The 26,592-nt window shown below is 45.8% G+C and carries 20 protein-coding genes; 10 read left to right on the top strand and 10 right to left on the bottom strand.

All coding sequences use genetic code 11. The annotated features are described in order from the left end of the window. The first annotated feature begins 96 nt into the window (after window positions 1–96). Window positions 97–747, top strand: a complete 651-nt coding sequence (locus QUB44_RS00560) for a glutathione S-transferase (RefSeq protein ID WP_333361783.1) — start codon at window positions 97–99, stop codon at window positions 745–747. A 202-nt stretch (window positions 748–949) separates the two neighbouring features. After that, complete coding sequence (gene dpdE, locus QUB44_RS00555) at window positions 950–4,285, top strand: protein DpdE (RefSeq protein ID WP_333361780.1); 3,336 nt, start codon at window positions 950–952, stop codon at window positions 4,283–4,285. Between the two features lie 263 nt (window positions 4,286–4,548). Here dpdE and QUB44_RS00550 read toward each other — a convergent pair whose 3' ends face one another. The 7 genes from QUB44_RS00550 to gatB form a co-directional block, all read right to left on the bottom strand. Next, window positions 4,549–4,887, bottom strand: coding sequence for a type II toxin-antitoxin system PemK/MazF family toxin (locus QUB44_RS00550; protein WP_333333393.1), 339 nt, complete (start codon window positions 4,885–4,887; stop codon window positions 4,549–4,551). Continuing rightward, the gene (locus tag QUB44_RS00545; RefSeq protein ID WP_333361776.1) at window positions 4,874–5,098 is read right to left on the bottom strand and encodes a CopG family transcriptional regulator; all 225 of its coding nucleotides are present in this window, start codon (window positions 5,096–5,098) and stop codon (window positions 4,874–4,876) included. Before QUB44_RS00545 ends, QUB44_RS00550 begins: the two co-directional genes overlap by 14 nt. 135 nt (window positions 5,099–5,233) lie before the next feature. Further along, window positions 5,234–6,466: a pentapeptide repeat-containing protein gene (locus tag QUB44_RS00540; RefSeq protein WP_333361773.1), complete on the bottom strand. Its 1,233-nt coding sequence runs from the start codon at window positions 6,464–6,466 to the stop codon at window positions 5,234–5,236. A 107-nt stretch (window positions 6,467–6,573) separates the two neighbouring features. Continuing rightward, window positions 6,574–7,212: a Uma2 family endonuclease gene (locus QUB44_RS00535; RefSeq protein ID WP_333361771.1), complete on the bottom strand. Its 639-nt coding sequence runs from the start codon at window positions 7,210–7,212 to the stop codon at window positions 6,574–6,576. Window positions 7,213–7,497: 285 nt separating this feature from the next. Continuing rightward, entirely contained in the window at window positions 7,498–8,085 is a 588-nt protein-coding gene (locus QUB44_RS00530; RefSeq protein WP_333361769.1) for a Uma2 family endonuclease, read from the bottom strand. A gap of 43 nt (window positions 8,086–8,128) precedes the next feature. Then, the gene (locus QUB44_RS00525) at window positions 8,129–9,295 is read right to left on the bottom strand and encodes a pentapeptide repeat-containing protein (RefSeq protein WP_333361767.1); all 1,167 of its coding nucleotides are present in this window, start codon (window positions 9,293–9,295) and stop codon (window positions 8,129–8,131) included. A gap of 371 nt (window positions 9,296–9,666) precedes the next feature. Next, window positions 9,667–11,169, bottom strand: a complete 1,503-nt coding sequence (gene gatB / locus QUB44_RS00520) for an Asp-tRNA(Asn)/Glu-tRNA(Gln) amidotransferase subunit GatB (RefSeq protein ID WP_333361764.1) — start codon at window positions 11,167–11,169, stop codon at window positions 9,667–9,669. A 524-nt stretch (window positions 11,170–11,693) separates the two neighbouring features. Between gatB and QUB44_RS00515 the strand changes: the two genes are divergently transcribed. The 4 genes from QUB44_RS00515 (at window position 11,694) to QUB44_RS00500 (ending at window position 20,899) form a co-directional block, all read left to right on the top strand. Continuing rightward, window positions 11,694–14,969 carry a PAS domain S-box protein gene (locus tag QUB44_RS00515; RefSeq protein WP_333361758.1) on the top strand — a complete coding sequence of 1,092 codons (3,276 nt, stop codon included), beginning with the start codon at window positions 11,694–11,696 and terminating at the stop codon, window positions 14,967–14,969. 371 nt (window positions 14,970–15,340) lie between these two features. Beyond that, complete coding sequence (locus tag QUB44_RS00510; RefSeq protein ID WP_333361755.1) at window positions 15,341–18,550, top strand: EAL domain-containing protein; 3,210 nt, start codon at window positions 15,341–15,343, stop codon at window positions 18,548–18,550. A 543-nt stretch (window positions 18,551–19,093) separates the two neighbouring features. Next, window positions 19,094–20,683: a glycoside hydrolase family 57 protein gene (locus tag QUB44_RS00505; protein ID WP_333036521.1), complete on the top strand. Its 1,590-nt coding sequence runs from the start codon at window positions 19,094–19,096 to the stop codon at window positions 20,681–20,683. A gap of 54 nt (window positions 20,684–20,737) precedes the next feature. Then, complete coding sequence (locus QUB44_RS00500; RefSeq protein ID WP_333361752.1) at window positions 20,738–20,899, top strand: hypothetical protein; 162 nt, start codon at window positions 20,738–20,740, stop codon at window positions 20,897–20,899. A 42-nt stretch (window positions 20,900–20,941) separates the two neighbouring features. Here QUB44_RS00500 and QUB44_RS00495 read toward each other — a convergent pair whose 3' ends face one another. Both QUB44_RS00495 and QUB44_RS00490 read right to left on the bottom strand, forming a co-directional pair. Continuing rightward, window positions 20,942–21,274, bottom strand: a complete 333-nt coding sequence (locus tag QUB44_RS00495; protein ID WP_333361749.1) for a type II toxin-antitoxin system PemK/MazF family toxin — start codon at window positions 21,272–21,274, stop codon at window positions 20,942–20,944. Next, the gene (locus tag QUB44_RS00490) at window positions 21,259–21,453 is read right to left on the bottom strand and encodes a hypothetical protein (RefSeq protein WP_333055634.1); all 195 of its coding nucleotides are present in this window, start codon (window positions 21,451–21,453) and stop codon (window positions 21,259–21,261) included. The genes QUB44_RS00495 and QUB44_RS00490 overlap by 16 nt, the downstream gene beginning before the upstream one ends. A gap of 558 nt (window positions 21,454–22,011) precedes the next feature. On the opposite strand from QUB44_RS00490, the gene QUB44_RS00485 reads away from it, so the two are divergent. The 4 genes from QUB44_RS00485 (at window position 22,012) to QUB44_RS00470 (ending at window position 25,593) form a co-directional block, all read left to right on the top strand. After that, entirely contained in the window at window positions 22,012–22,344 is a 333-nt protein-coding gene (locus tag QUB44_RS00485; protein WP_333361746.1) for a hypothetical protein, read from the top strand. Window positions 22,345–22,894: 550 nt separating this feature from the next. Next, window positions 22,895–23,689 (top strand): ABC transporter permease, encoded by a 795-nt coding sequence (locus tag QUB44_RS00480; RefSeq protein ID WP_445299851.1) that lies wholly within the window; start codon window positions 22,895–22,897, stop codon window positions 23,687–23,689. 225 nt (window positions 23,690–23,914) lie between these two features. Further along, window positions 23,915–24,778 carry an aldo/keto reductase gene (locus QUB44_RS00475; RefSeq protein WP_333161262.1) on the top strand — a complete coding sequence of 288 codons (864 nt, stop codon included), beginning with the start codon at window positions 23,915–23,917 and terminating at the stop codon, window positions 24,776–24,778. Window positions 24,779–24,915: 137 nt separating this feature from the next. Further along, window positions 24,916–25,593 carry a GIY-YIG nuclease family protein gene (locus QUB44_RS00470; protein WP_333361743.1) on the top strand — a complete coding sequence of 226 codons (678 nt, stop codon included), beginning with the start codon at window positions 24,916–24,918 and terminating at the stop codon, window positions 25,591–25,593. Between the two features lie 145 nt (window positions 25,594–25,738). On the opposite strand, the gene QUB44_RS00465 is transcribed toward QUB44_RS00470, so the two are convergent. Further along, window positions 25,739–26,587, bottom strand: a complete 849-nt coding sequence (locus tag QUB44_RS00465) for a DUF3598 family protein (protein ID WP_333361740.1) — start codon at window positions 26,585–26,587, stop codon at window positions 25,739–25,741. Window positions 26,588–26,592 lie beyond the last annotated feature (5 nt).

Raw genomic sequence — 26,592 nt, 5'->3', positions numbered from 1 at the left:
AGCTTAACACTCAACCATTCAGTTTTTCGACCCGCCCGTCAACAGTTAACAGTCAACAGTCAACACTAATTCCGGTGCAACCGGAATTGATATTATATGTTAGCAACATACCCGATTTTGTATTCCTTCCGCCGCTGTCCCTATGCTATGCGGGCGCGCTTGACCTTGATGGTTAGCAATCGGGTGTGTGAGTTGCGGGAAGTTGTTTTGCGAGACAAACCACCAGAGATGTTGGAGATATCTCCCAAAGGTACAGTACCAATATTGATTGATGTTGATGGGCGCGTACTGGATCAAAGTATCGATATCATGTTGTGGGCATTGAAACAACATGATCCTGAAAAATGGTTGATGCCACAGCAAGGTTCTCTTACAGAAATGCTGGAACTAATCGCTCTATTTGATGATAGGTTTAAATATCATCTTGACCGTTATAAGTACCCGGATCGTTATCCCGGTGTTGATGCCCAAGTACATCGTTATGAAGGTTCTTTATTCCTGGAAAAACTCAACTCACAGTTAAGCGCCACTAAATATTTATTTGGTAATAATATAGCATTGGCTGATATGGCGATCGCACCTTTTGTGCGTCAATTTGCTCATACAGATCAAGCTTGGTTCAACGAACAGCCTTGGCCACCGCTACAAGCTTGGTTAGCAGAGTTTACAGACTCTCAAATTTATAGCAGTGTTATGCAGAAATACCCGAAATGGGAATCCGGTAATGCAGGCGTTGTTTTTCCTTGATCGTAAGTAGGTATTCTTATTCGCTGCCCGGATATTTATTGAATACCAAAATGTTAGTTACCATGCTAAACTTATTGTTTTCCGAATAGATGATTGACTGTCATTTGACTAAAACAGCGAGGCAGGCGAAAATCGCATCTTGCTAATTTTTTTAAGGTGAAAGGATGTACTGTATTCTAGTAAGTATTGTCAGGCTAAAACTATGATTGATGTTGGTTCGTTAGTGCGATCGCCCCGAAGCGATTTGGGAGTCGGAAAAGTTGTCGAGGTATCGCGTACCGATGCCGTAGTTGAATATTTTTGCTCAGTTAAAAACCGCATCCGCAAAACTGTACCCTTGGGTTTGCTGCAAGAAGCCAGACTTCAGCGCCAAACCCGCTGCTACCTCTGGAGTACAACTCAGGAAAGGTGGATAATCGGTCGAGTTTATGACTGGGATGAAGATAAATTAGAGTACGAAATTGACCTGCCCGACAGCCAAAGTTTGCAAGCTGTTGAAACCGAACTTTACGTTCGCTGCAATATCCCGATCGCCGATCCGATCGACATTTTAGCAGTCAAAGGCCAAGAAACGCCGTATTTTCACGATCGGCGATTGGCATTTGTTCAATCTGCGATCGAACAGCGGGCCGTCAGCCGCGGCATGACCGGTTTAATTTCTGCTAACATAGACCTCTATCCGCACCAAGTTGAAGTCGTCCGGCGCGTCCTAGAAGACCCAATTGTGCGCTATTTATTGGCAGACGAACCAGGACTAGGAAAAACAGTAGAAGCCGGGACAATTCTCCGCCAATTCCTGCTAGATGAACCCAACGGACGCGCTGTGGTACTGGTTCCGAAATACTTGCTCGAACAGTGGCGACAGGAGTTGGAAAATAAATTCTATTTGTCTCATTTTGCTGACCGAGTGCAGCTTGCTGCTGTTAGCGACATCAATCAAATTAGCCGCAACGCTAACCTAGATTTTCTGATTGTGGATGAAGCGCATGATGTGGCAGCAATGGCACATTCGAGCGATCGTACTCAGCAGCAGTCCTTTGAACTTTGTCAGAAACTAGCTCAGAAAAGCAAAAATGTATTGTTATTATCTGCAACGCCAGTTATCGGCCATGAGCAAGATTTTCTAACGATGCTGCACTTGCTAGATCCGACAACTTACCGTCTTGATGACCTGGAAAGCTTCAAGGAACAGGTGCAAAACCGTCAAGAAATCGGCCGCGCTTTGCTAGATTTCCGAGAAAATGCCAAGCCTGCTGTTTTGCAAACAAAACTCGCTCAACTCCGCACTCTTTTTGCAAAAGATGATTATTTAATCGGATTAGCAACAGAGTTAGAAAGTTGTTTAAAAACTAAAGAAACCGCAGAACAGGCTCGGCTTGTCCGAACTATTCGCACTCATGTTAGCGATACCTATCGCCTGCATCGTCGCATCCTTCGCAACCGCCGGGATGCGGTTGAAGATGTGATTTTCGATCGAGATGCTGTCCCCAAAACCGAGTACGATCTGAATGATGAACAGTGGTCGGAAATTCAAACCGTACTCGATAAATGGCGCACCGTCGCTCCCAAGTCGAGCGAATATCAGAGAATTTTTCTGCTATTTTTCCGCGCTTCTGGTACTTGGCTGAATGTTTTAGAACGGGTTATCAAAGCTCGCTTGCAGAAAAAATCGACTCCAGAACTCGATCGCGAATTTGGACAAAATGACACGGCAATTTTGACCAAAACTGCGCTGTTTCCCGAAGAAAGGGAAATACTAGAAACCTTGCTTAACACCCTGGAAAAGCCCCAGGAAGGACTCGATCGACTGAGTTTGTTACGAATCGCCATTCTCCGATTTCTGGCAGTGGCGTTGAAGGTTCCGCGCGAGTATCACAGCAATCCTCGCGATTTGCTGTCGAGAATTCAACAGCAAATTAAACGACCGATTCCCGGCGAGCGTTTCCCGAAAATTGTGATTTTTACCAGTTTTACTGCGACTTGTAAAGAGATTGCGGAAAATTTAGCGAAAATCTTTGGTAAAAATGCGATCGCCAGCCATGACACGAGCAAATCGGCTGATGATGTTGAGGCTAGTTTCAAGCGCTTTAAGACTGAGGCGCATTGTTTTATCTTAGTGTGCGATCGATCTGCCGAAGCAGGGGTAAATCTGCAATTGACAGATTGGTTAGTTCACTTCGATTTGCCGTGGTTTCCCAACCAGTTAGAACAAAGACTCGGCAGAGTCGATCGCATTGGCAGCAAAATGGGAGTGCAATTTTGTTTGTTTGCAGGCCCGGATATGCCGGAGAGTCCCCACGAAGCTTGGTTTCAAGTTTTAAAAGATGGGTTTGATATCTTCAACAAATCTATTGCCAGCCTTCAGTTTTATGCTGAGGAAAAAATTCTCAAACTTGAAGAAAAGTTGTTTGCTGAGGGAGGCAAGGGCTTATCCAGCGAAATTGAAGCGATTAAAACTGAAATCGAACAAGAGAAAATCAAAATTGACGAACAGTACGTTCTCGATGAAATTGATACTCTTGATGACAGCGCATCTCAGTATTTTGAGTCTCTCGATAACTGCGATGCTAAGCATAAAGAAATGCAGCGGGCTACTGAAGGCTGGTTGTGTCAAGCTCTTCACTTCAAACAAATCGAACATCCGAGTATATCGGGGTTGATGCGCTATAAACCTACTCAAAAAACGTTAATTCCCTCGAACGATTTGATGACCAGATTGGTTCCTTATTGCCAGCAATATGGCAGTTACAATCGCCGTATTGCTTATCAGAATGCGGATGTGGCTCTTTACCGCATTGGTGAGGGATTGATCGATGCAATTAGCTCTTATATTCGCTGGGACGATCGCGGTCAAGCTTTTGCCATGTGGCGGCATGATGAAAGTTGGGATGCTGCGCCGGGGAAGGAGTGGTTCGGCTTCCAGTTTAATTATTCAATCCAGACTGATGTGCAGCCGGCCGAGCAAGTTTTGCAAGCACAAAACATCGAAAATTACAACTTGAAAGCTTTGCAGCGCCGCGCTGATGCTCTGTTTATCCCAACTTTTGAAACTGTGTTTGTAGATGCTCGCAGCGAGCCGATGTCTCTGGTGGAAGATGCGGAAATTCTAGCGATTTTGCAGCGGGGTTATAAGGGGAAAGGCGGGCCAAATCGGGATTACAATTTGTCTAAAAATCGCACGTCGCTGATTGACAGTTTTGTCGATCCGCTAGAATGGGATGATTTTTGTCAAAAGGGACGGGTGGTATCGGAGGAATTGCTGCGCGGGCGATCGGCTTTTGTGGAAATGTGCGATCGATCTGCTGTCACTGCTGCTATCCAACTCGAAAACCGGGTGAATCAATTGCAATTGCGATTGAATCGACTTTCTAAATCCGAACAACTTTTAGAATCGGTTTTGGCTGAGGAAATCAATACCGAAAGTTTGTTGAGTGAAGCGGTTTTAGCTGGTATTCGCCGCCCGCACATGACTCTTGAGTCTGTGGGATTTATTGTGATTTCTGGGCGTCCTCCTGTAAAGTCGGAGGATGAAGGATAATTTGTTTGGTAGGGCGATCGCTCTTTTTGACCCGATTCGGAAGCACAGGCGAGACGCCCGTGCCACGATGGACGGATATGGATAAAAGGGCGATCGCGCTGGGCGTTGCTGAATAACGGTAGGATTTCCGGCAGATCCCCGACTTCTGAATCAAAGTCAGTCACTGAAAATCCGAGTGGCAAGAAAGAAGTCGGGGATCTGGTTTGTGTTTTCATACTTCGGATCAGCAACGCCGAAAAAGTTATGTTGCGGATATATGAGACTTAATCAACCTCTAAATGCAGTTTGAGAGCAGCATTTACCAACTGCATGATTTCCTCACTCAAACTTCCGACTGCATCGCTGCTGATTCGCTGTTTAGAAATTGTCCGTACTTGCTGTGCTTGCACTTTAGAAGGTTTGGGCAAACCGCTATCCTCTGGATTTAGCAACACCTCAAAAGGGTAGACACGGGTTATATTAGAGGTAATTGGTAGAATTGTAACTGTATTGGCAGCACGGTTATTAGCGTCATTGCTCACCACCAATACGGGACGGCGTTTATCTATCTCAGAACCAACCGTAGGACTGAGATTAGCGTAGTAAATTTCACCACGTTTCATCTGTCAATCCATCGGCAACTGTTACATCCCAAGCGGCATCTACTTCACTAGATGCTTGTCTGTAAGCAGATTCTAATTCTTGATTTCGCAGCAATTCCAAAGCTACTTCAATTACTTGGGAGGGCGATTTGCATCCTTTAGCAATTTTGTAAGTTTCAATAAACTGTAGTAGCGATTGTGATAAGGAAATTGATATTTTTTCAGCTTGCATTATCTTAGCAATTGGTAATTACAAAGATTTTTACTCAATTATAGCACAAGCAGTAAACCAGAGTAAATTTTACTATTTACATCCCCATCGCCATTTTTGTGGCAAGATGGATGAAAGGAATCTCGCACTTACGGACTAAACCTCTTCAAAAATTGCGCCTCGCTGCTGTAGATTCACCTGCATCTCCTCATCCATTCCTGAATTGTTTCCGAATCTGGCTGACTCGACATTCGCACCACTGAAATTAGTATTTGTTAAGTTCACTTCCAGCAGATTTGCGCTGCTCAAATTGGCACCGCTGAGGTTAGCTAAAGCTAGACTTGCTTTGTGCAAATCTGCGCCGCTTAAATCAGCATTTCCTAAGAAAGCGCCGCTCAAATCTGCACCGCCGAATTTGGCATTTTGCAGGTTGGCGTCGCTGAAATCGGCATCGTTTAAGGTTGCACCCCGGAAATTTGCCCGATCGAGAGTTGCGCTGCTAAAATCCACTGCACTTAAAGTCGTTCCGCGCAAGCTACCACCTGCAAAATCTAGTGCTGGGTTGAGATTGGCGATTTGGGCTAACTCTACAAAGTTGTCGGTTTCAGCGGAGATAATGCGATCGACCATTTCCTGCAATTGAGATTCAGCTTCCGGGACAATTTCCACCTCGCGCGGTTCAACCGGAGGCAAATTGTAGGACAATAGCGCCCAACTGAGGGCAGGTTGGAGTTTATTTGCTTGCAGGTATATAGTCAGGATTCTTTCTAAAACCGAATGTTGATTGGGCGTAATATCGTGCGGCCACAAACCCTCCGCATCTGTGAGATTAATATCTTCTTTAGCAACTTCAAAAGCCGCTGCCATCCTAAATTCTTTGCCAGCCAATTCTCCCAGCTTAGCACTTTTTAGCAAACCTTTTAATACTGATTTGCCCTGTTCTACTGCAAAAATCCAAGCTGGCTTTGTATCATCGCTGATTGTGGAAACGTGACAAAATATGCTCTCTGTTTCCTTAATTTTTTCCGCCTTCTCCCCGCCCTGAACTCCCCGCTGACTTTCAGTTACTAAATTTTCTGCACTGCTTTGAATGGGCAGGCTTTCTCCTATCGGCAAAAGCTTGAAAGAACCGACTAACTGACGTGATGCTACGGGAATTTCGCAGTTTTCTAGATAGAGCTTGAGCGTCCCGCCTTGCAGACCAAATTTGACGCGACCACCTAGCAAGGGTTCCCAATGCTCGTTAAAATTCAGGCTCAAGTGAATGTCGAGCTGCTGGGTTTGGGCTGCAACCGATGGAACTGGAATAGCTTCTAATTGCATCCACAAGCAATCTGGGTATTTGTTGTGAGACTCTAGCGATCGCATATCGGGTAGAATTGCTGGCACTACCAGCCTGTAATTGATATTTAAATTAGTTTATCATCTCTATTTTATCACAACACAGCTTTTTTTTGTGGGTGTAATTGTAAATTTTGTTTAATTCTCTCCGCCCTTCATTGGTTTTGCTGAATTTGGCTTTTTACCCAATTCCGAAATGCTTTTACTAATTCCAAATAGTCCATTGTTTCTGCTTGTTCCAAAAATCTGACAATCTCTAATATCGGTAAGCTGGGAAATGCTAAACTGAGCTCGCCCTCAACGTATTCTCCATTTTCCAATCTGTTGATTCTGAGCCGCGATCCATTATAAATCCAAACTTCCGGCACTCCCAGATCCGCATAAACCTGCAAGGTATTTTCCGAACGGCTGGTAATATCAATTTCTACCACTAAATCCGGCGGCGGATCTTGAGTCAGGTCGATTCTTTTTTTGCCTTTAACTGCACTAATATTCTGGATGTAAAAACATTTATCTGGTTCTGCACCGCTAAGTTCAGGACGTTTGAATGTGGTAGATCCAAGAGGTTCAATTCTCACATCTAATTCTTCAGCTAAGGTTTCAACAAATCGACCCATTATTGTTTTGAAGCGTTCGTGTTCTGGAGAAGGTACTATAATTTTAAGATTGCCGCGATTATATGTCAGTCGAATTTGCCGATCGCCGATTTCGGCAAGCAAAGTTTCGTAGGTTTGCCAACTGATACCGGATAGCTGGACGATTTGTTCGGGCGGGGAGAGAGTTTGAGCAGTCATCTGATTTTAGATTTTAGATTTTAGATTTTAGATTTTAGATTTTAGATTTCTCCCGTGAATAAATCCGGGGTCAGAAACCAAGTTGTTTTGGATGATAGATTAAAAGGGCGGGTTTTTGAGATTGTCAATTATTGGCAGATATTTTTCGTGAACCCGCCCCTACCGTATTAGGGGTCATCGACCGGACATAATATCATTCCTTTGCACTTTTAGATTATATCATCGAAAAAAGCTCGATCGCTCTTTAATTACTGAGTTAAAATATGTGTGATCGAGCCAGATTTTTTACTCACCCATCTGCGCCGGAAATACCGCAGATAAATCGAGAGACAAATCTGGGAAACCTGGAATTACTACAACCTCATTCGGCAAAACCACTCGTTTGACTCGATAATCGAAACCACCTCTTTGTTTTTGATAAGGTTCGCTGTGCATTTCCAGTTGAATATCTACCAAATTAAGTATCCAATAATCAGAAATTCCCGATTCAGCATAGAGAGATAACTTGGTTCTCCTGTCGTATTTCAAAGTAGAATCAGAAACCTCAATTACCAGCAAAACATCAGCAGGCTCCGGGTGAGAAGATAAATAATTATCAGAACGATTGCGAGCAATAACAACATCAGGCTCTGGTTCGCTATCAGCCGACAAAATAATCGGCTCTTGACCGCGCACGATCGCTCGTTCTTCCAGCAGTGGGTACAATTTTTTAAGCAATAGCGAGTTGCAAACAGAGTGAAACGTACCTTTCGCAGCCATAATGATAATTTCTCCGCGAATCAATTCAACTCGGTCATCGGGGGCGAAAAACCCCAGTTCTCCCAAACGGTGATATTCTGCGATCGAGAATCGTTTTGCAGTTACGGCAGTCATAGCTTTTCTTACCCTCTACAATTACCAACCTTTCCAATAAATTCTACTCAAAAATCCCGCCCCGTGCCATCAATTCAACCTTCAGGGCTTCCGAAATTCCGACACAACCAGAAAAATTCGCATTTTTAACCACCGTACTTTTCAAATCAGCGCGGCTCAAATCAGCACCGTTTAAATTCGCACCACTCAAATTAACACCGCTTAAATCAGCATTCTTGAAATCAGTATTTGTTAAATTTGCATTTACTAAAATCGCATTTGGTAAATAAGCACTGCTCAAATTTGCGCCGGTTAAATTTGCACCGCTCAAATTCGCCCGGGGCAGCTTTGTCCGCAAATCAGCACCGCTTAAATTGGCGCTGCTGAGTTCAGCATCCCGCAAATTAGCATTGCACAAATTAGCATCAATTAAAATAGCAGCGCTCAGCAAAGCACCGCTGAGATCAGCCAAAGTCAAATCGGCGCCTCGGAGGTTGGTTTCGCGCAAATCCGCACCGTTAAAATCAGTGTAGTGCAAGTCAAAACCGCTTAAATTAGCTCCAGCAAAATCTTCAATTGGATTCAAACCCACTGTTTCTGCAAGTTGTACAAAACTCTTATTTTTATCAGTTAAAAACAGTTCCCGGACGATCGCCAATTGCTCCTGTCGGTACTGGTTAGCCTTCTCGTAATCTGCTAAATACTTGTAACCGAGCTTCAAATACTTGAGAGCATTGCGCTCAATGCGATCGTCCTTGCTGGCGCGCGCGATCGACAACTGCTCGTGATAACATTCGATCGCACCAGGCAAATCTCCCTTAGCATCGTAAGCTAGCGCCAAATTGCCCAAAGTTTCCAATTCAGAGCGCCCGTCGCCAGTGTCCCGCGCGATCGCCAAACGCTGTTGCTGGTAATCAATAGCACCAGAAAAATCCTCCAAAGCACAGCAAGCATTGCCCAGATTTCCCAAAGCATTTGCCTCACCCCGGCGATCGCGAATTTCCCGCGCTAACACCAAATGCTGCTGGTAGCAGTCGATCGCCTGAGCGTAATTTCCCAGCGCTTCGTAAGCTACGCCCATATTACCCAGCGCCGCACCCGATCGCCGCTTATCGTCCATTGAGCGATACAGCGCCAGCGCTTCCTGCCAACAGCCCAACGCCGCCTCAAATTGGCGCGCCTGATATTGCGAAATCCCCTGCTTGATTAGCTCGCTAGCTTGTTCGCTCATAATGCCAAAATTAGTTAATAACTAAAGTTGATATTAATCGACTCAAAGCGGTAATTGCTAATCGGTAATCGGTAATCGGGGATCAGTATGGCCAATCCCCCTCTCCCCTCCGTATTTTCACGTCCGTGAAAAAAAAAAGACAAAAAAAAGAGAGAGCTACCTAAGTAACTCTCTCTGCCATCAGGGTGCATCTACATAACACAATATAACACGACCGGAATGAGGGGTGTTACCCCCCAAACGTGAAGATGTTGTAAAGAAATGTAGATTAATTATAAAGTTACGAGCCAGCGAGAAGGGCGATCGCGCGGCGAGATCGGGAAAAACCGATCGCCCGCGGCTGTATCCGCTACACGACCCTTAACAACTGCTTAGCCTGGGCCGTTAAGCTTCGCCACCAGCAGCTCGTTGGTCAGTTTGGGATCAGCCCGGCCGCCCGTTTCCTTCATCACCTTGCCGACAAAAAAGCCCAGCAGCTTAGTTTTACCGGCTCGGTACTGTTCGAGCTCCTTGGGATTGGAGGCTAACACGGCATCGATCGCTTGATCGATCGCCCCAGTATCCGAAATTTGAATCAAACCCTTGCTCTCAACGAACTTCTGAGGCGAACCACCGTTTGCCAGCAACTCTGGCAAAATATCCTTAGCGATTTTGCCGCTGATGGTGCCGGCATCAATTAGCGCCAGCAGTTCGGCTAAATCCTGCGGTTGGAAAGGAATTTCTGCGATCGCCAGCTTTTCATTTTTCAGGTAAGCAGTGATATCGCCCATCACCCAATTGGCAGCTTGTTTAGCCACAGCACCGGCGGCGATCGATTTTTCAAAATACTCCGCCACCGCTTTGTCGTCAGTCAGCACCCGCGCGTCGTAGGGAGAAAGACCGAGATCAGTTTCGTAGCGATTGCGCTTCATTGCCGGCAATTCCGGCAGTTGAGCTTTCCAATCCTGTAATTGCTCAGCCGAAACTTCGATCGGAGGCAAATCCGGTTCCGGGAAATACCGGTAATCGCTGGCACCTTCCTTAATCCGCATACTGAAAGTACACTGCTTGTTTTCCTCCCAAAGCCGCGTTTCTTGGACGATGGTTTCGCCATTCTCTATAGCTTGAATTTGTCGCTCGATCTCGTAATCGATCGCCCGTTCGATCGCATTAAAAGAGTTCATATTTTTAATTTCCACCTTCGTGCCGAACTCTTTTCTGCCAACGGGGCGCACCGAAATATTCACGTCGCACCGGAGCGAACCTTCCTGCATATTCCCGTCGCCAACACCGATGTAGCGCACGATCCGGCGCAATTCTTGACCGTATTCGGCAGCTTCCGCGCCCGATCGCAAATCCGGTTCCGAAACAATTTCGATCAGAGGCACACCGGCACGGTTGTAATCCACCATTGAATAAGTAGAACCGCTGAGCCGATCGCTGCCGCCGTGAACCAATTTTCCGGCATCTTCCTCCATGTGCAAGCGAGTGATCCCGATTTTTTTTCTAGTAGAATTTCCCGTCTCATCCACGAGTTCAATTTCTAGCCAACCGTTAGTAGCGATCGGCAAATCGAACTGAGAAATTTGATAATTTTTCGGCAAATCGGGATAGAAATATTGCTTGCGGTCAAACTTACTGTAAGGTGCGATTTCGCAGTTGAGAGCCAGCCCTGCTTTCACCGCATACTCCAGCACTTTTTGATTTAATACTGGCAACACTCCAGGCATTCCCATACAAATTGGGTCAATGTTAGTATTTGGAGCATTGCCAAATTCTGTAGAAGAACTGGAGAAAATTTTAGTATTGGTACTTAATTGACAATGAGTTTCGAGGCCGATAATGGCTTCGTACTGAGTTTGGTTTTTTATCGAAGAGGGTGCAGCAGCAGTCATAAGCAATTTTAAAGACTGAATAACTTTAGATTTTATTTTAGCTTTTTATTGACCAAAGTGATTGAAGATTATTTGTAGGTAGGGGCGGTTTCATTGGTGTCAACAAGCGCGTCAAACCCTTTGTTCGGCAGGTTTAAACCCCTATCGGACTTTGAGAAAGCGTGTTTAGTTGAGACATATGGGGTTCTGCATACGCAACACCCTGCTACAGATTGGCGATCGACCCACGCCGATATCCTTTCGATCGCCCCAAACAACAACCCTGTGCAAAAATATATTTAGCGCCAGCTCCCGCCCACACCCTTGCCCAGGAGAGTTTTAGATCTATCGACCACAATTGCCGATCGAGCTGCACGCCAAACCCTTTTAGTGGCAGTCTTTAATAGCACCGCCCACTGAGGGCGATCGGCTCCGCGCACAAATTAAAAGTTAAAAATGTATAATTTGAGAGGAAATTACATATTTTTAATTTTTAAACTTTAATTTTGAATTGTAAAAGTAACACTTGCCTAAGTGTCAAAAATATGCCTGAAATTCCAGTTGAAAGTGCCACACTGTTTCACAACAGCATCACTGAGCTAGAGCAGGCGGAATCAGCCCTCGAACTCGCTTGGAACGAACTCGAAAAACAAACAGCAGAAACCATTGCTCACATTGCCAAAGCCGGCTCAGCAAACACACAGGAAATCAGCGACCGCTTGGCCGGGGCGAAGCAACTCCGCCAGCAACTTCAAACTCAAATAAAACAAGCCAACTCGCGGCGGGAATTTCACCTAGAAAACTCGCCCCTGGCAGTTATAGAGTGGGACAGGGAATTTCGGGTAGTGCGGTGGTCGCCAATGGCCCAACAAATATTTGGCTGGAGTGCAGCAGAAGTAATTGGCAAATACTGGCACCAATGGTCAATAGTTTATCAAGAAGACTTGGAGCAAGTGTGCTCTGTCACAAATGAACTGTTACACAGCAGAGAACCCCGCAACGTTTGCCGCAACCGCAACTATACCAAAGATGGCTCGGTAATTTACTGCGAATGGTACAATTCTGCACTAATGGATGAATCGGGAACAGTAGTTTCAATTCTATCTCTTGGCAGAGACATAACCGATTGCCACCGTACTCAAGAAGAACTGCACGGGCGCGAACAAGCTTTCAGCGCCCTAGCCGAAAATTCTACCGATATCATAACGCGGTTCGATCGAGAACTGCGCCTCCTTTACGTCAACCAAGCAGTCAAATCATTAATCGGAAAAAACCCCGCAGAATTGATTGGCAACACCACCAGACAAGCCGGAATGCCGCCGCACTTGTGCGACCTGTGGGACGAGACTTTTATGAAAGTATTTGGCACCGGCAAACAAGAAACCATAGAATTTGAGTTTCCCACTCCCGATGGCATAAAACATTACCACTGTCGAGTCATTCCTGAGTTTGCTGAAGACAATTCAGTAGAAACAGTTTTATCCATCGCCCGCGACATCACAGAACTTAAACAAGTCGAATCGGAGTTGCGACAAAGCGAATCCAAATTTAAAGCCATAGTTGATTCTAATATGATCGGCTTAATTTTTTGGGACCTTAACGGCCACATTACAGATGCCAACGTGGCTTTTTTAAGCACCGTAAATTATACGCGGGACGACCTGCTTGCCGGAAAAGTTAACTGGCAAGAAATGACACCGCCAGAATACGTGCGTTTAGATACAGAAAAAGTTGCCGAACTGAAGGCTAGAAATACTGTTGTCCCCTTTGAAAAAGAATTTATACGCTCCGATGGTAGCCTCGTTCCGGTGCTGCTGGGCAGCACATTTTTAGAAGGAACGAAGCAGTTAGGCGTCAGTTTTGTGCTGGACTTAAGCGAGCGCAAACAGGCAGAATCAGAACTGCAAAAGCATCAACAACTTTTGGAGAGTATCCTGACAACTATTCCTAACTTCCTTTACATTTACGATGCAGTAGAAAACAAAAATATTTATGCAAATGAATCGATCACAGCGATGCTGGGATACACTCCCGAAGAATTGCAAGATTTGGGTACAGACGCTGTAGCTAACTTAATTCATCCCGATGATCTGTTAAAGATAATTACAGGTATGGAGCGACTAAAACACAGCAGCAATCCCTATGAAACGGATGACAGAGACTACAGAATTAAACACAAAAATGGGGAATGGCGCTGGGTGCACGATCGCTCTACAATCTTCAAAAGAACCCCTGACGGACAAATGAGGCAAATTATCGGTTCCGTACTCGATATCAGCGATCGCAAACAAGCCGAAGAATCATTAAAACAGCAAAAAGAACTGCTGCAAACTATCTTCGACAACGTGCCGATTATGCTTGCCTTCTTAAACAAAGATGGTCAAATAAACTGGGTAAACCGCCACTGGGAACAAGTGCTAGGCTGGAGTTTGGCAGAAATCAAAAACCGCGATATCTTGGCAGAATTTTATCCGCAACCAGAATACCGTCAATATGTTTTGGATGAAATCCAAGCAGCAACTCAGAAGTGGAGCGATTTCAAAACACAAGTTAGAGACGGGCGAATTATCGACACTTCTTGGGCTAATGTTCACCTTTCCGACGGCAGTTGTATCGGCATTGGTCAAGATATTACCGAACGCAAACGAGTAGAAGCTGAACTTAAAGAACTCAACGAAACTTTAGAAGCTCAAGTTGCCCAGCGTACCGCAGAATTAGAGACTTTTTTTGATGCTTTGCCGGACTACATTTATGTTGTAGAAAGGAACCATATGCGCTTGTCTTTTGTCAACCATCCCCTTGCCGAATTTTCTGGCTTCGACACCAGGCAGCAGATGCAAGGCAAAACTATTTTTGAGTGCTATCCCAGCGAACTCACAGAACGATTTTGCCGGGAAAATTTGCACGTCTTTGAATCAGGCAAAACTCTGCATTACCAGGAAAAATTTGTAAGACCGGGTGGCAATGCTTACTTCGACACGTTTAAAATTCCGCTGAGAAATCTCAACGGCGAGGTTTATGCTTTAATTGGGACTGCTCGCGATATCACTGAGTTGGTAGAGACAAAACAAGCTTTGTCAGAACGCACAGAGCAATTAGAAGCTGCCAATCAAGAATTAGAATCTTTTTCTTACTCAGTTTCCCACGACTTGCGCGCACCTTTGCGACACATTTCAGGTTTTGTAGAAGCGTTGAAGCAGCGGCTAGAATTAACTGAGGCTTTGAGCGATCGCAAAATAGTTCACTATATGGAAGTAATTGAAGACAGCAGCCAAAAAATGAGCCTGTTGATTGACGGTTTGCTCGCCCTGTCGCGGGTGACTCGCACCGAGTTGATGCAAATTCCGATCGATCTGAGCCGTTTGGTACAAAATGCGATTAAATTGACTAAACCAGCAACTGTCGCAGATCCGGCCCAAACTCCCCACAACGTTGAATTTGCCGTCGGAGATTTGCCGACAGTAATGGGAGATCCAACCTTGCTGCAACAGGTGTTCAGCAACTTGATTAGCAACGCCGTCAAGTTCAGTCGCGGACGCACTCCAGCTACAATAGTTATTGAGGGTTTACCGGATGGGACGATTTTTGTCAAGGATAACGGGGTGGGTTTTCCGATGGAATATGCCGATCGCCTGTTTGGAGCCTTTCAGAGGCTGCACTCCCAGAGAGAATTTGAAGGTACGGGCATCGGTTTGGCGATCGTCCAGCGGATTATTCACCGCCACGGCGGCGCGGTTTGGGCCGAAAGCCTACCTAGTCAAGGAGCGACCTTTTACTTTAAACTAGGGCAAACAATCTCAAGCGGTAATATAGATTCATAAGTTAAGTGTATAAGAGTTTTAAATTCATAATTTAAAACTCTTATACACTTAAATAAGTCACAATCGGTGAGAGCATCAGAATTTTGGTATGACAGGAGTGTTCACTGTCGGGGATGGAAGCGAAAGATCTAGGCTTGGCTGTGCAAGATGCTCGTACTCCTAAAAAACGCTCTTTTAAAAAGAGGGATGATCCCCAATCGGTTCGGTCAGCCCTCGACTGCCGATGCTAAATAAAGGTCTGGCGAGTAGAGCATATAATTGATTTTGCTAAAAATAACTAAAAATATCGAGATAAAATTAACAACCAAATTCAGTCTAAAAAATTAATAGCAACAACACGAATAACAAATTAAAAACATCCCCAATACCTTATGTTAGATATAAGTCAGACCAACTATCTACTAAAACTGGTAGCGGAATCAACATTAAAATTGTTGATTATCGAAGACATGGCAGAAGATATGGAATTAATAGTGCTCGCCTTAGAAGCGGGGGGGGTAAATTTTAAGTGCGACACTGCCGAAACAGCAACAGAGTGCAGAAAACTGCTTGAGAATTGCAAGTACGATGCTGTACTATCCGATTACCGCCTCCCGGGATTCAACGGTTTAGAAGTGTTGAAATTAATGCAGGAATTGGGCCACGACATACCATTGATTTTAATAACGGGAAGTTTGGGAGAAGAAGCGGCAGTTGAGTGCATCAAAGCCGGAATGACCGATTACGTATTAAAAGGGCGACTGTTTAGGTTGCCAACAGTTTTAGAACGATCGCTCCAAGAATACAAAATGCGGCGTCAGCAACAAGAAGCGATCGCCCAAATTCAGCGGCAAGCTCAGCGAGAAGCGATCGCCAACCGCATCCTCCAAGCCATGCGCTTCACCCTTGTACTCGACGAAGTGCTGCAAACCACCGCAGATCAACTGCACGAAGCTCTAGACATCAGCGCCTGCGCCATCTTGCAGCCAGATGCTGAAGGCGGCATCAGAGTTCGCTACATCAGTAAAGCATCCGACAGAGAACGGTTTGTCGGGCTAAATTGCCAAGTGGCCGAGCACTACAGATCAGGACTCGCGGCCGGGGAAACCCTGATTATCGACGAGTTATCGACCCTGTGCCCCTCCCTGCAAGAATCAGCAGAGTTGGTAGGGTTTCGCGCCGTCGCGATCGCCCCACTGCTTTACCAGGAGTCATTTTTGGGAGGAATTAGCCTCTATCAGTGCGATCGGGCGCGCTCTTGGAGCGTCGAAGAACAGTCGCTACTCAAAGCCATAGCCGATCAGTGCGCGATCGCGATCCACCAAGCCGAACTCTACCAACAAGCCCAAACCGAACTTGCAGAACGCAAGCGCGCCGAAGCAGCAGTCTGCGGCATCCAGCAGCAGCTAGCCACAATGGCAGCCAACATTCCCGGCTCAGTCTACCGCACCGTGCTGCATCCAGATGGCACAATGTCCATGCCCTACATCAGTCCGGGCGTGCGCGAAGTTACTGGGATCGGGGCCGAAGAAGTGATTTCGCACCCGGAACTCTTGACAGAAATCATCCATCCAGAGGACAAAAGCTTTTTTGACAGCAGCGTAGCAGCATCGACAGCGAGTCTTTTGCCGTGCGATCGGCAGTACCGCATCGTTCTGAGATCTGGGGAGGTCAAGTGGGTGCAAGACAGCGCTAAATTTTCCAAAAACGAAAACGGCGACGTAATTATAGACGGAGTGGCACTCGACATCAGCGATCGCAAACAAGCAGAATCAGCCCTGCGCCAAAGCGAACAGCGATTTAGATCGCTGATTGAAAACGCCACAGACATCACGATCATTCTCGACGCCGAAGGCATCTTCCGCTACATCAGTCCTTCCGTCAAGCGAATTTTAGGATACCCGCCCCACCAGGCGATCGGTCGCAGCGCCTTAGAAATAGTTCACCCCGACGACTGCGCCACGATCACCGAAACCCTCCACAAAGCTATTGAAAACCCCAAAAGAAGTCAGTGCCCAGTTGAGTACCGAGTCCGCCACCGCAACGGTTCCTGGTGTTATGTAGAAGCTGTAGCTACCAACTTGCTTTATGATCACGCAGTCCAGGGAATCGTGATTAACTGTCACGACATCACTCAGCGCAAACTCGCCGAAGAACAACTGCTGCACGATGCTTTTCATGACGCCCTCACCGGATTGCCCAACCGATCGCTATTGACCGATCGGCTCGAACACGCTCTGAGGATGGCAAAACGGCGCAAAGACTACTTGTTTGCTGTGCTGTTTCTCGATTTAGATAGATTTAAAGTAGTCAACGATTCCCTCGGCCACGCCATCGGCGATCAATTGCTAGTATCGATCGCGCGGCGTCTGGAAGCTTGTCTGAGGGTCGGAGATACAGTAGCCCGCCTCGGAGGAGACGAGTTTGTGCTGTTACTAGAAGACATCGAGGGCATCAATGAAGCTACCACCATTGTCAACCGCCTGCAAAAGAAAATCACCTCCCCTCTCCTTCTAGACGGACACGAAGTATTTATCACCGCCAGCATCGGCATAGCTTTGAGTTCTGCCGAATACCTGGAACCGACAACCCTGCTGCGCGACGCCGACACAGCAATGTATCGCGCCAAAGAACTTGGCAGAGCCCGACACGAAGTTTTCAACAGTTCCATGCACGCCCACGCTTTGCGGCTGTTGCAGCTAGAAAACGACCTGCGGCGGGCGATCGAATCCATTAGAGAGCCGGCCAGAGAAGAAGACTTTCCCCCATCCTCGGAATCACCCTTACCTCCCTTATCCGCAGCGCCCCAGTTTATTATTCACTACCAGCCGATCGTGTCGATCGCCAATAACACAATTACCTGTTTTGAAGCCCTAGTGCGCTGGCAGCATCCAGAACGCGGCTTAGTTTCCCCCGGCGAATTCATCACCATAGCCGAAGAAACCGGCTTGATCGTACCCCTCGGCCGCTGGGTACTCCGCACAGCTTGCCACCAAATCCGCCAGTGGCAGCAGCTATTTCCCAGCAACCCCCCCTTAAGCGTTAGCGTCAACATTTCTGTCAAACAGTTTTCTCAACCAGATTTAATCGAATACATCGACCAAGTTCTTCAAGAAACTAACCTCGACGGCAGCAGTTTAAAACTAGAAATTACCGAAAGCGTACTCATAGAAAATTCCGAATCAGTAACAGCAATGCTGGTGCAGCTCAGAACCCGAAACATACATTTGTGCATTGACGACTTCGGTACCGGCTATTCATCGCTCTCGTACTTGCACCGCTTCCCCACCAATACCTTAAAAATAGACCGCTCTTTTGTTAGCAGGATGGGAGGTGAGTTCGATTTCAGTAAAGGAGGCATTGATCCGACAGAAATTGTGCGATCGATCGTTACTTTGTCCCACAATTTAGGCATGGATGTAGTAGCCGAAGGAGTCGAAGAATCCTCGCAACTATCTATACTAAAAGGGTTAAAATGTGAGTACGCCCAAGGATTCTTTTTTTCAAAGCCAGTAGACTCTCAAACAGCAGCAACCCTAATCCGACAGCAAGCAGAAAATCAGAATTTGCTGACATTTAGTTTGTTAGAGAAAGGCCATTAGAAAAACACGGCATTTTGTGAGTCCCGTTTCAGCATAAAATCTTAAAATATTTTAAAGCTGTGCCTAACTGGCGTCAGTTAATAACTACGGCATCCAAATCACTGTCAACGACCCAGATATCAAGACACGCTTGCTTCGGGCCTAAGACTTAAACCATAGTTGACCAGAGGCGTACCTGCGTATTACGTTAACGGTAAGAGTTAAAGGCCTACCAGGGAATGCTCTCGCTAGTTCCTTGCCAAGCGAAATTTAGGATTAAACAGACTTATTGGGTTAAATCAGTGTCCTAAATATAGTATCGGCCCTTAACTAAGGCGCAAGCTAACATTACCCCTCTCATAGAGGCTCATAAAGGAGCGAACATTATGCGATCGCGGGTTGCGAGGTTGGAAGTGGTAATTGTCCCACTGAAAGTACATTACAAAAGTACACTCCCATCTAGCAATCCTCGTGTAATGGAAAGATTCACGGCGGTTGAAACCGCCTAGCCGTTTCCCTCTCAGGTCTAAAGACACGCTCGTTTCCCACTTACCGAATTTTTTTATGACTATTGGCTACCTCGCACTCGTTCTCCACGCCCACTTGCCTTTTGTCCGCCACCCCGAAAGCGACTACGTTTTAGAAGAAGAATGGCTGTTTGAGGCGATCGCGGAAACCTACATTCCCCTGCTGCAAGTCTTTGAAGGGCTCAAGCGCGACGGCATCGACTTTAAAATTACCATGAGCATGACGCCGCCCTTGGTGGCCATGCTGCGCGACCCCTTGCTGCAAGACCGCTTCGACGACCACTTGGCTAAACTCGAAGAATTAGCCGATCTCGAAATCGAACACAACAGCGGCAACGGCCACCTCCGGTATTTGGCAGAACATTACGCCGCCCATTTCTCTCAAGTCCGCAACTTTTGGGAAAAGTACGATCGAGATTTAGTCAAAGCCTTCAAAGAACACCAAGATACCAACAACCTCGAAATCATCACCTGCGGTGCCACCCACGGCTATTTACCGCTGATGAAAATGTACCCCGAAGCAGTTTGGGCACAAATTCAAGTAGCTTGCGACAACTACGAAGCAAACTTCGGTCGCCGACCAAAAGGCATTTGGCTGCCCGAATGCGCCTACTATGAAGGCTTAGAGCGGATGTTAGCCGACGCAGGCCTCCGCTACTTTCTCACAGACGGTCACGGCATCCTCTACGCCCGCCCGCGTCCCCGCTACGGCAGCTACGCCCCAATTTTCACCGAGTGCGGAGTCGCAGCCTTCGGCCGGGATCACGAATCATCGCAGCAGGTTTGGTCTTCCGAAGTCGGCTATCCAGGCGCGGCCGAATACCGCGAATTCTACAAAGATTTGGGCTGGGAAGCTGACTACGATTACATTAAGCCCTACATCATGCCCAACGGCCAGCGGAAAAATACCGGGATTAAATATCACAAAATCACCGGTCGCGGATTGGGTTTAGGCGATAAACAGTTGTACGATCCTTACTGGGCAAGGGAAAAAGCAGCCGAACACGCCAGCAACTTTGCTTTTAACCGGGAACGCCAAGTCGAACACCTCAACGGCATTATGCAGCGTCCGCCGATTATTGTTTCGCCTTACGACGCCGAACTTTTCGGTCACTGGTGGTACGAAGGGCCTTGGTTCTTAGATTACCTGTTCCGCAAGAGCTGGTACGACCAGAATACCTACGAGATGACGCACTTAGCCGATTATTTGCGGGGAAATCCGACTCAGCAAGTGTGCCGCCCGTCTCAGTCTAGCTGGGGTTTCCGAGGTTTCCACGAATATTGGCTCAACGATACCAATGCTTGGATTTACCCGCACTTGCACAAAGCTGCGGAACGGATGATTGAGTTGGGAAGCATGGAACCTGCGGATGAATTGCAGTGGCGCGCTTTGAACCAAGCGGCCCGGGAAGTGCTGCTAGCTCAATCTTCTGACTGGGCATTTATCATGCGTACAGGGACGATGGTGCCCTATGCAGTGCGGCGGACTCGATCGCACTTAATGCGCTTTCACAAGCTTTACGATGAAGTGAAAGAAGGGAAAGTTGATTCGGGTTGGTTGGAGAAGGTTGAGGAGATTGATAATATTTTCCCTGAAATTAACTATCGCGTTTATCGATCGCTTTAAGTCTCGTTTCCCGTTTCATCCTGTCCCCCCAGCCCTGCTTAAGGGAGGGACAGGGTGTTAATTAAAATTATAGGTGATGCGGCGATCGCCATGAGTGGAATAAGAAGGGCGATATTTGCTTGGGAGTGTGAGTGCGATCGCATTTTTGGTGTGGAAAGGTCGATCGCACTTTATGTCTTTTTTTCAACGCCCAGGGGATCGCACAACACAATCTAGTCAAACAGCATTGTGAGCTGAGGAACGCTGGACAATAGAGAATTACTGGTGAATAATTTCAACTATCTTAGCGATCGCCTCATTCAACTTCTCAGGTTTAAGCTTACCAGCTTTATAAAGTATAATTTCTCGGTCAGCGGTAAACAAGCGATTAGGTCTAATGTTGCTAGTTTGGTTAAGTCCGCCCTCGCTAAAATCACTACTTTCAAGGGTAATAGCATAGCGATCGGCGATTTTCTGGCTAGTAATTTGACAAAGAATTAGATCGTCTCCTGCCAAAGTTGCTATGACTAAAGCCGGTCGGCGCTTGGCTTGTGTTAAATCGGAAAATGGGAAAGGAACAACTATCACATCACCTTTTACAAATTCTGCCATGCTTCATCCTCCTCTGACTTTAACCAGTCTTTTTGCAAAGAAGATTCACTGAGCAGGCTTGCTTCTAACTTATCTTTATCATACTTTGCTTTGAGGAATTGCAAAAAATCCCAAACTTCTTCTAATATAAATTCTGGAATATTATCCACTTCTTTAAGGAGCAATTCTTTAGCATTCATGTCATTTACCTATAAAGACATAGTAACTGTTAATCTATGATAGCATCCTTGAGATTAACAGCGCTTAGTTGCGATCGCTCCCAATCTTCATGACCAAGAATTTCAAAGGTGGTACCCGCCACGTGATTTATCCGTGGAATCAATCCAAAATCGAAAATCGAAAATCCTCAAGCCCCCGCATTTATCCGTGGGGTCGCCTCTAAAATCTAAAATCTAAAATCTAAAATCTAAAATCTAAAATCTAAAATCTAAAATCTAAAATCTAAAATCTAAAATCGATTGACCGACGGACAACCGCAAGCAACCCGCAAATTCCGGCTGACGCTCAATCCATCCTCGCTTACCTACCCGATCGCATCCGCATCGCCCTCATTACCCGCGCGACTGCTATTTAGTATCCCATAGAAGCTTTCGTAGAAATGGATCTCGCCAGTTTTCTTGACTCACTTAGCGTTGGGGTTTGCAGACTGTAAGCCAGGGCGCGGTAAGTAGTTGTCGATCGAGACAGATTTTAACATTTAGTTGGTAACGGAATTTTTTTGGCGAAAAGTAGAGCTAGTGCGATCAACTAACCTACTAATTCAACGCGCAGGCGATCGCATTTTGGGATGGAAAGGTCGAGCGCACTTTATCTCTTTTTCTCAACGCGCAGGCGATCGCTTTTTGGTATGGAAAGGTCAGCGCGATCGCGAACAAATAGAATTATACAAGCAAAAGGAACAAGAGCAGAAAGAGCGCGATCGAGAACAAATGGAAATCGGCAGGAAGAAGGAAGACAAAGAGAAAAGCGCTCTCGCCAACTTGAGAATATCATCTTTTTGTCGCAACTGCGATCGGCGGTGGACAAATCTTTTGGGCCAGCTATCCCCTAATCAAAGATACACCGATTAAATAGCAACCAGATTTTTCCCTCCTGCTTCATTCCTTCAGCCCCACGATGATCTGGAGTTTGCTTTTCGGTTTAATATTTGGCCGATTGATACTGGGTATCCTGCCGCTGGCGAGAAAAATATTCCCCAGAATTCTGTGGCTGGTAAGAAAAATATTACCTAGGTAAAGCGGTGCGTGATAGTCAATAGTAAAGGGCTGCGGTACAATGATTAGTCACCGTCACGCACCCTATGGTTAGATATTTGTCAAATCTTTATAAGATTAAGAATTGTAACATATTAGTCTTTCCAATCAATCAAGCGAGAATTGGTGTAAAAACATCAATTCTTCTTAATAATTGCCAAAATATATGGGCTTAGGATTGACTTAAATTAATAATTGTAATTTTTGTTTAAATATTGTTAGATAAGTTAATACTGCGTGTTAGTAAAGCAACTTAACTAAGGGGGCTCAATAATTTAAAATTATAGTTAAAAGAGCAGCCTGTACAGCAGTTAACTTAACACAAGCTTTACAATAAGATGCAATCTAAGTATTTACACCGCAAAAAATGGCTATAAACATGGGACGATATTTGCACGTACTGAAATTGTTCTGGGGTGCGGCGATCGCAGCGGAACTAGAATACCGCATCAACTTTGTCCTCGCGACCATCAGCAGTCTCGGAAATCTTGCGGGCAGCTTGTTTGGGCTATTTTTGTTCTATCGTACAGGCTACACTTTTTCGGGATGGAAATGGGAAGAGGCTTTAGTTGTACTCGGCATTTTCACGATTTTGCAGGGGTTTTCGTCAACGTTTCTAGCACCTAATCTCAGCCGTATTGTCGATCGAGTTCAGCAAGGTACTCTCGATTTCGTACTCCTCAAACCCATCAGTTCTCAATTTTGGCTATCTGCAAACACAGTTTCGCCTTGGGGAATGCCAGATTTAATCTTGGGCACTGTATTGCTGCTGTATGCTGCTAACAAATTGGGAGTAGCAATCGGTAACTATTTTTTAACAGCAATACCGCTGTTATTCGGAACTATTACTCTTTACAGTATATGGTTTATGTTAGGGGCAACCAGCATTTGGTTTGTTAAAATTTACAATGTTACCGAAGTTCTCGAAGGATTGTTAGAAGCGGGTAGATTTCCCATGGCAGCTTATCCTGCAGCTTATCGATTTTTCTTCACTTTTGTGGTTCCCGTTGCCTTCTTGACGACTGTGCCAGCAGAAGCCATGCTGGGGAGAGGTGAAATCGTTTGGATCGCAGGGGCGGGAATATTGGCGATCGGGCTGTTATTTTTTTCCCGCTACTTCTGGCAATTTGCACTCCGCTTTTACACCAGCGCTTCCAGCTAGTTAAGCAGGTAGGTAGGCTGCTGCCGATCTAGATTGTCTATTATGTTTGAGAGGGAGAGGATTTGACACGTGCGGAATAGGGAAGTGAAATATACATTCTCAAGACAAAACAGCTTATCTAAAAAATATTTGTTTCTATTTACTTAGATAGTTAAATAAATGTAAGATTTCAACTTATCCTTGAAATGTAAACTGGAAATAAACCACGCAAACGCAGGCAAACCAATGAAAAGAAAAAAACTGGGTAACAGTAATTTTACTATCAGCGCGATCGGTCTTGGAGGTATGCCAATGTCCTTAAGCGGCAGACCGCCAGAAGATCAATCAATTGCAGTAATCCACCGCGCCCTCGATTTGGGCGTCACCCTAATTGACACCGCAGATTCCTACTGCCAAGATCAATCCGACAAACACCACAACGAGCACCTGATTGCCAAAGCTTTGGAACAGTATAGCGGAGATGTTAGGGCCGTTACTGTGGCAACTAAAGGCGGCTTAATGCGGCCTCAAGGTGCTTGGACGCGGAACGGCAACCCCCACCATTTACGCAAGACAATTCGCGAAAGTTTTGAAGCATTGGGGGGCAAAGAACCGATCGACCTTTGGCAATATCACTCGCCCGATCCCGCTTATACCATCGAAGCAGCCCTAGCACCTGCAAAAGAAGCAGTAGAAGCAGGAATGATTCGATTTGTTGGAGTTTCCAACTTTTCTGTAGAGCAGATCAAACGCGCCCGCGATACAGTAGAAATTGTCTCTGTTCAGAATCAATATAATCCGTGGCACAGACAGCCGGAATCAGACGGCGTGCTGGAATATTGCGAAACCGAAAAACTGACATTTTTTCCCTGGAGTCCTTTGGGAGGAAGCCGCCGCGTCACCAGCTTGCAAGATATGCCCGCGATCGCCAAATTAGCCGCAGAAAAAAATGTTTCTGTTTACTGTATAGTATTAGCTTGGTTGATGGCAAAATCGCCCTGCATTGTTCCGATTCCCGGTGCGACCAAAGTATCGAGTATTGAGGACTCTGTGCGGGCGCTCGAAGTTAAATTGACTGACGAGGAATTGCAACAAATTGCCGTAAGTTAAGTATATAAGGGCAAAAACACCATAGAACAGGCTTTTCGGCCTGTTCCACAAGAACTTTATTATGGGTGGGCATCTTGCCCGCCCTTGAAAGTGGGATTTAATGAGTAAAGTTGACATTTTTTGAGGGATTGAATTTAATGGAAGCTAATCAAGTGAATGCTGATCGAGACGTAGCAATTGAACATCAAAACGTACCTGTCGCCCATGAAGGACTGCACAACTTTTTATACAGTTCCGACTCAGAACACAGCGCAGCGGCCGCTATTTCTGAATTAGAAAATGACGGCACGCAAGTAATGTCGATCGATACATGGCGCGATTTGGCAACTAATGCGAAAGTCGCCGGCGTTTACGCTGTAATGGATATTTCCCGCAACACTCAGTTTATCGGTTATTCGCGAAATATCCTGCTTTCAATCAACGGTCACATCGCCCAAAACGGCGTCGAAAATTGTGCTTTCCTGCGCGTGCAAACTTTCAAATTCCCGAAGCGGGAAGAAATGGAAAGTTTGCGGGATGCTTGGATAGCAGAAATTGGCAGCATTCCGCCTGGAAACGGTGCTGAAAGCGAAATGTGGGCGGCTACGGTAGGTCAAGCTGCGCGATCGGCAATGTCTGCTGAGGAACAAAAAGCTTATGAGGAAAAGAAACTGAAATTGCGGAAAGCAATGGCAGATTCCACTCTTACCAAAGAGTTAGAAACAGCGGCCAAAAGTGACGGCGAACAGGCTAAGGATTTGGAAGCGGCTGTTAACAATGATGATTGGAGTGCGGTGATTCAATCGCAAACACAGGAAACAAAATCCGGTTCCTAAATTGGAAAAATGTTTGTACTGCTGATATCTTGTACTATTTTTAGAACGGGCAAGATGCCCGTTCCACAATATATCAATTTTATAGTGGGGCGGGCATCTTGCCTGGGCAAAAGACTCAATCTTAATCCTCAACAACTGCTCGGAATTAATGACTAACTTTGCGTTCAGTAACTAAAGTCAAACTTACCCATTCACCCCGATCATTGTAACTGCGAATCATCCGAAACCGCAAGTCAGGTTCTACCAACCAACCTGCCTCGAAAAATATAGGTTTTCTCAATTCAATCTTGACAGGGAGAGTGCAAGAACCGCCGTCAGGAAGCAGCACAACTTGCACGGGCGAAGCACCTTCGTTAAAATTTAATACAGAACCGTCAATGCTGGCGCTAGAACTGATAACAGTAGCATTACTGCCAAAAGTAATTTTCTGCACTAGGCGATCGCTACTTTCCAAATGCAATTGCATTTTGGTTGAATAAATGTCAGGAGAACGCCCATCTGGATACATTGTCACGGCTTCACCCTGCCACTCTCCCAGCAAATCTTCAACAGTTAAATGCGGACGTTCGGGGACATTTTTATCCGGCTGTTTTTCCCGAATTAATGTAAGTTTGGATAAATTGCCGTCGGTATTGTAGATCATAGGGAAGCGCAACCGGCGATAATTGTAGATAAAACCAAACTCGGCACCGCACTCAGAATAAGGCGCTAGTTGAATAGTTCCCTGACAAAAAGCTCCATTCTCAAAAAACAGGATATCTCGTCCCAAAGCTTGAAATTCTCGAACAAGTTCGTTGACTTCCGGTTCGCCGACACCGCTAGGATTTGGGTAAAACCGACGGAGTTTTAATCGCACTGTTTTGTTGTCATTGAAACCTTCGAGAGAAATAATGCTAGGAGTATCTTGAAGTACCTCTCCTCGCGGCGATAACTGGGTAAAGGAACCGTGCCATTCTCCCAAGTTTTGCAGAAAGTTTTCCCATTGTGATACCATATTTT

The organism is Microcoleus sp. AT3-D2 (assembly GCF_036705715.1).
In the GTDB taxonomy this organism is placed as follows: Bacteria; Cyanobacteriota; Cyanobacteriia; order Cyanobacteriales; family Microcoleaceae; genus Microcoleus.
Note: the sequence above shows the minus strand (reverse complement) of the source record. Positions and strands in the feature narration are given on the sequence as shown.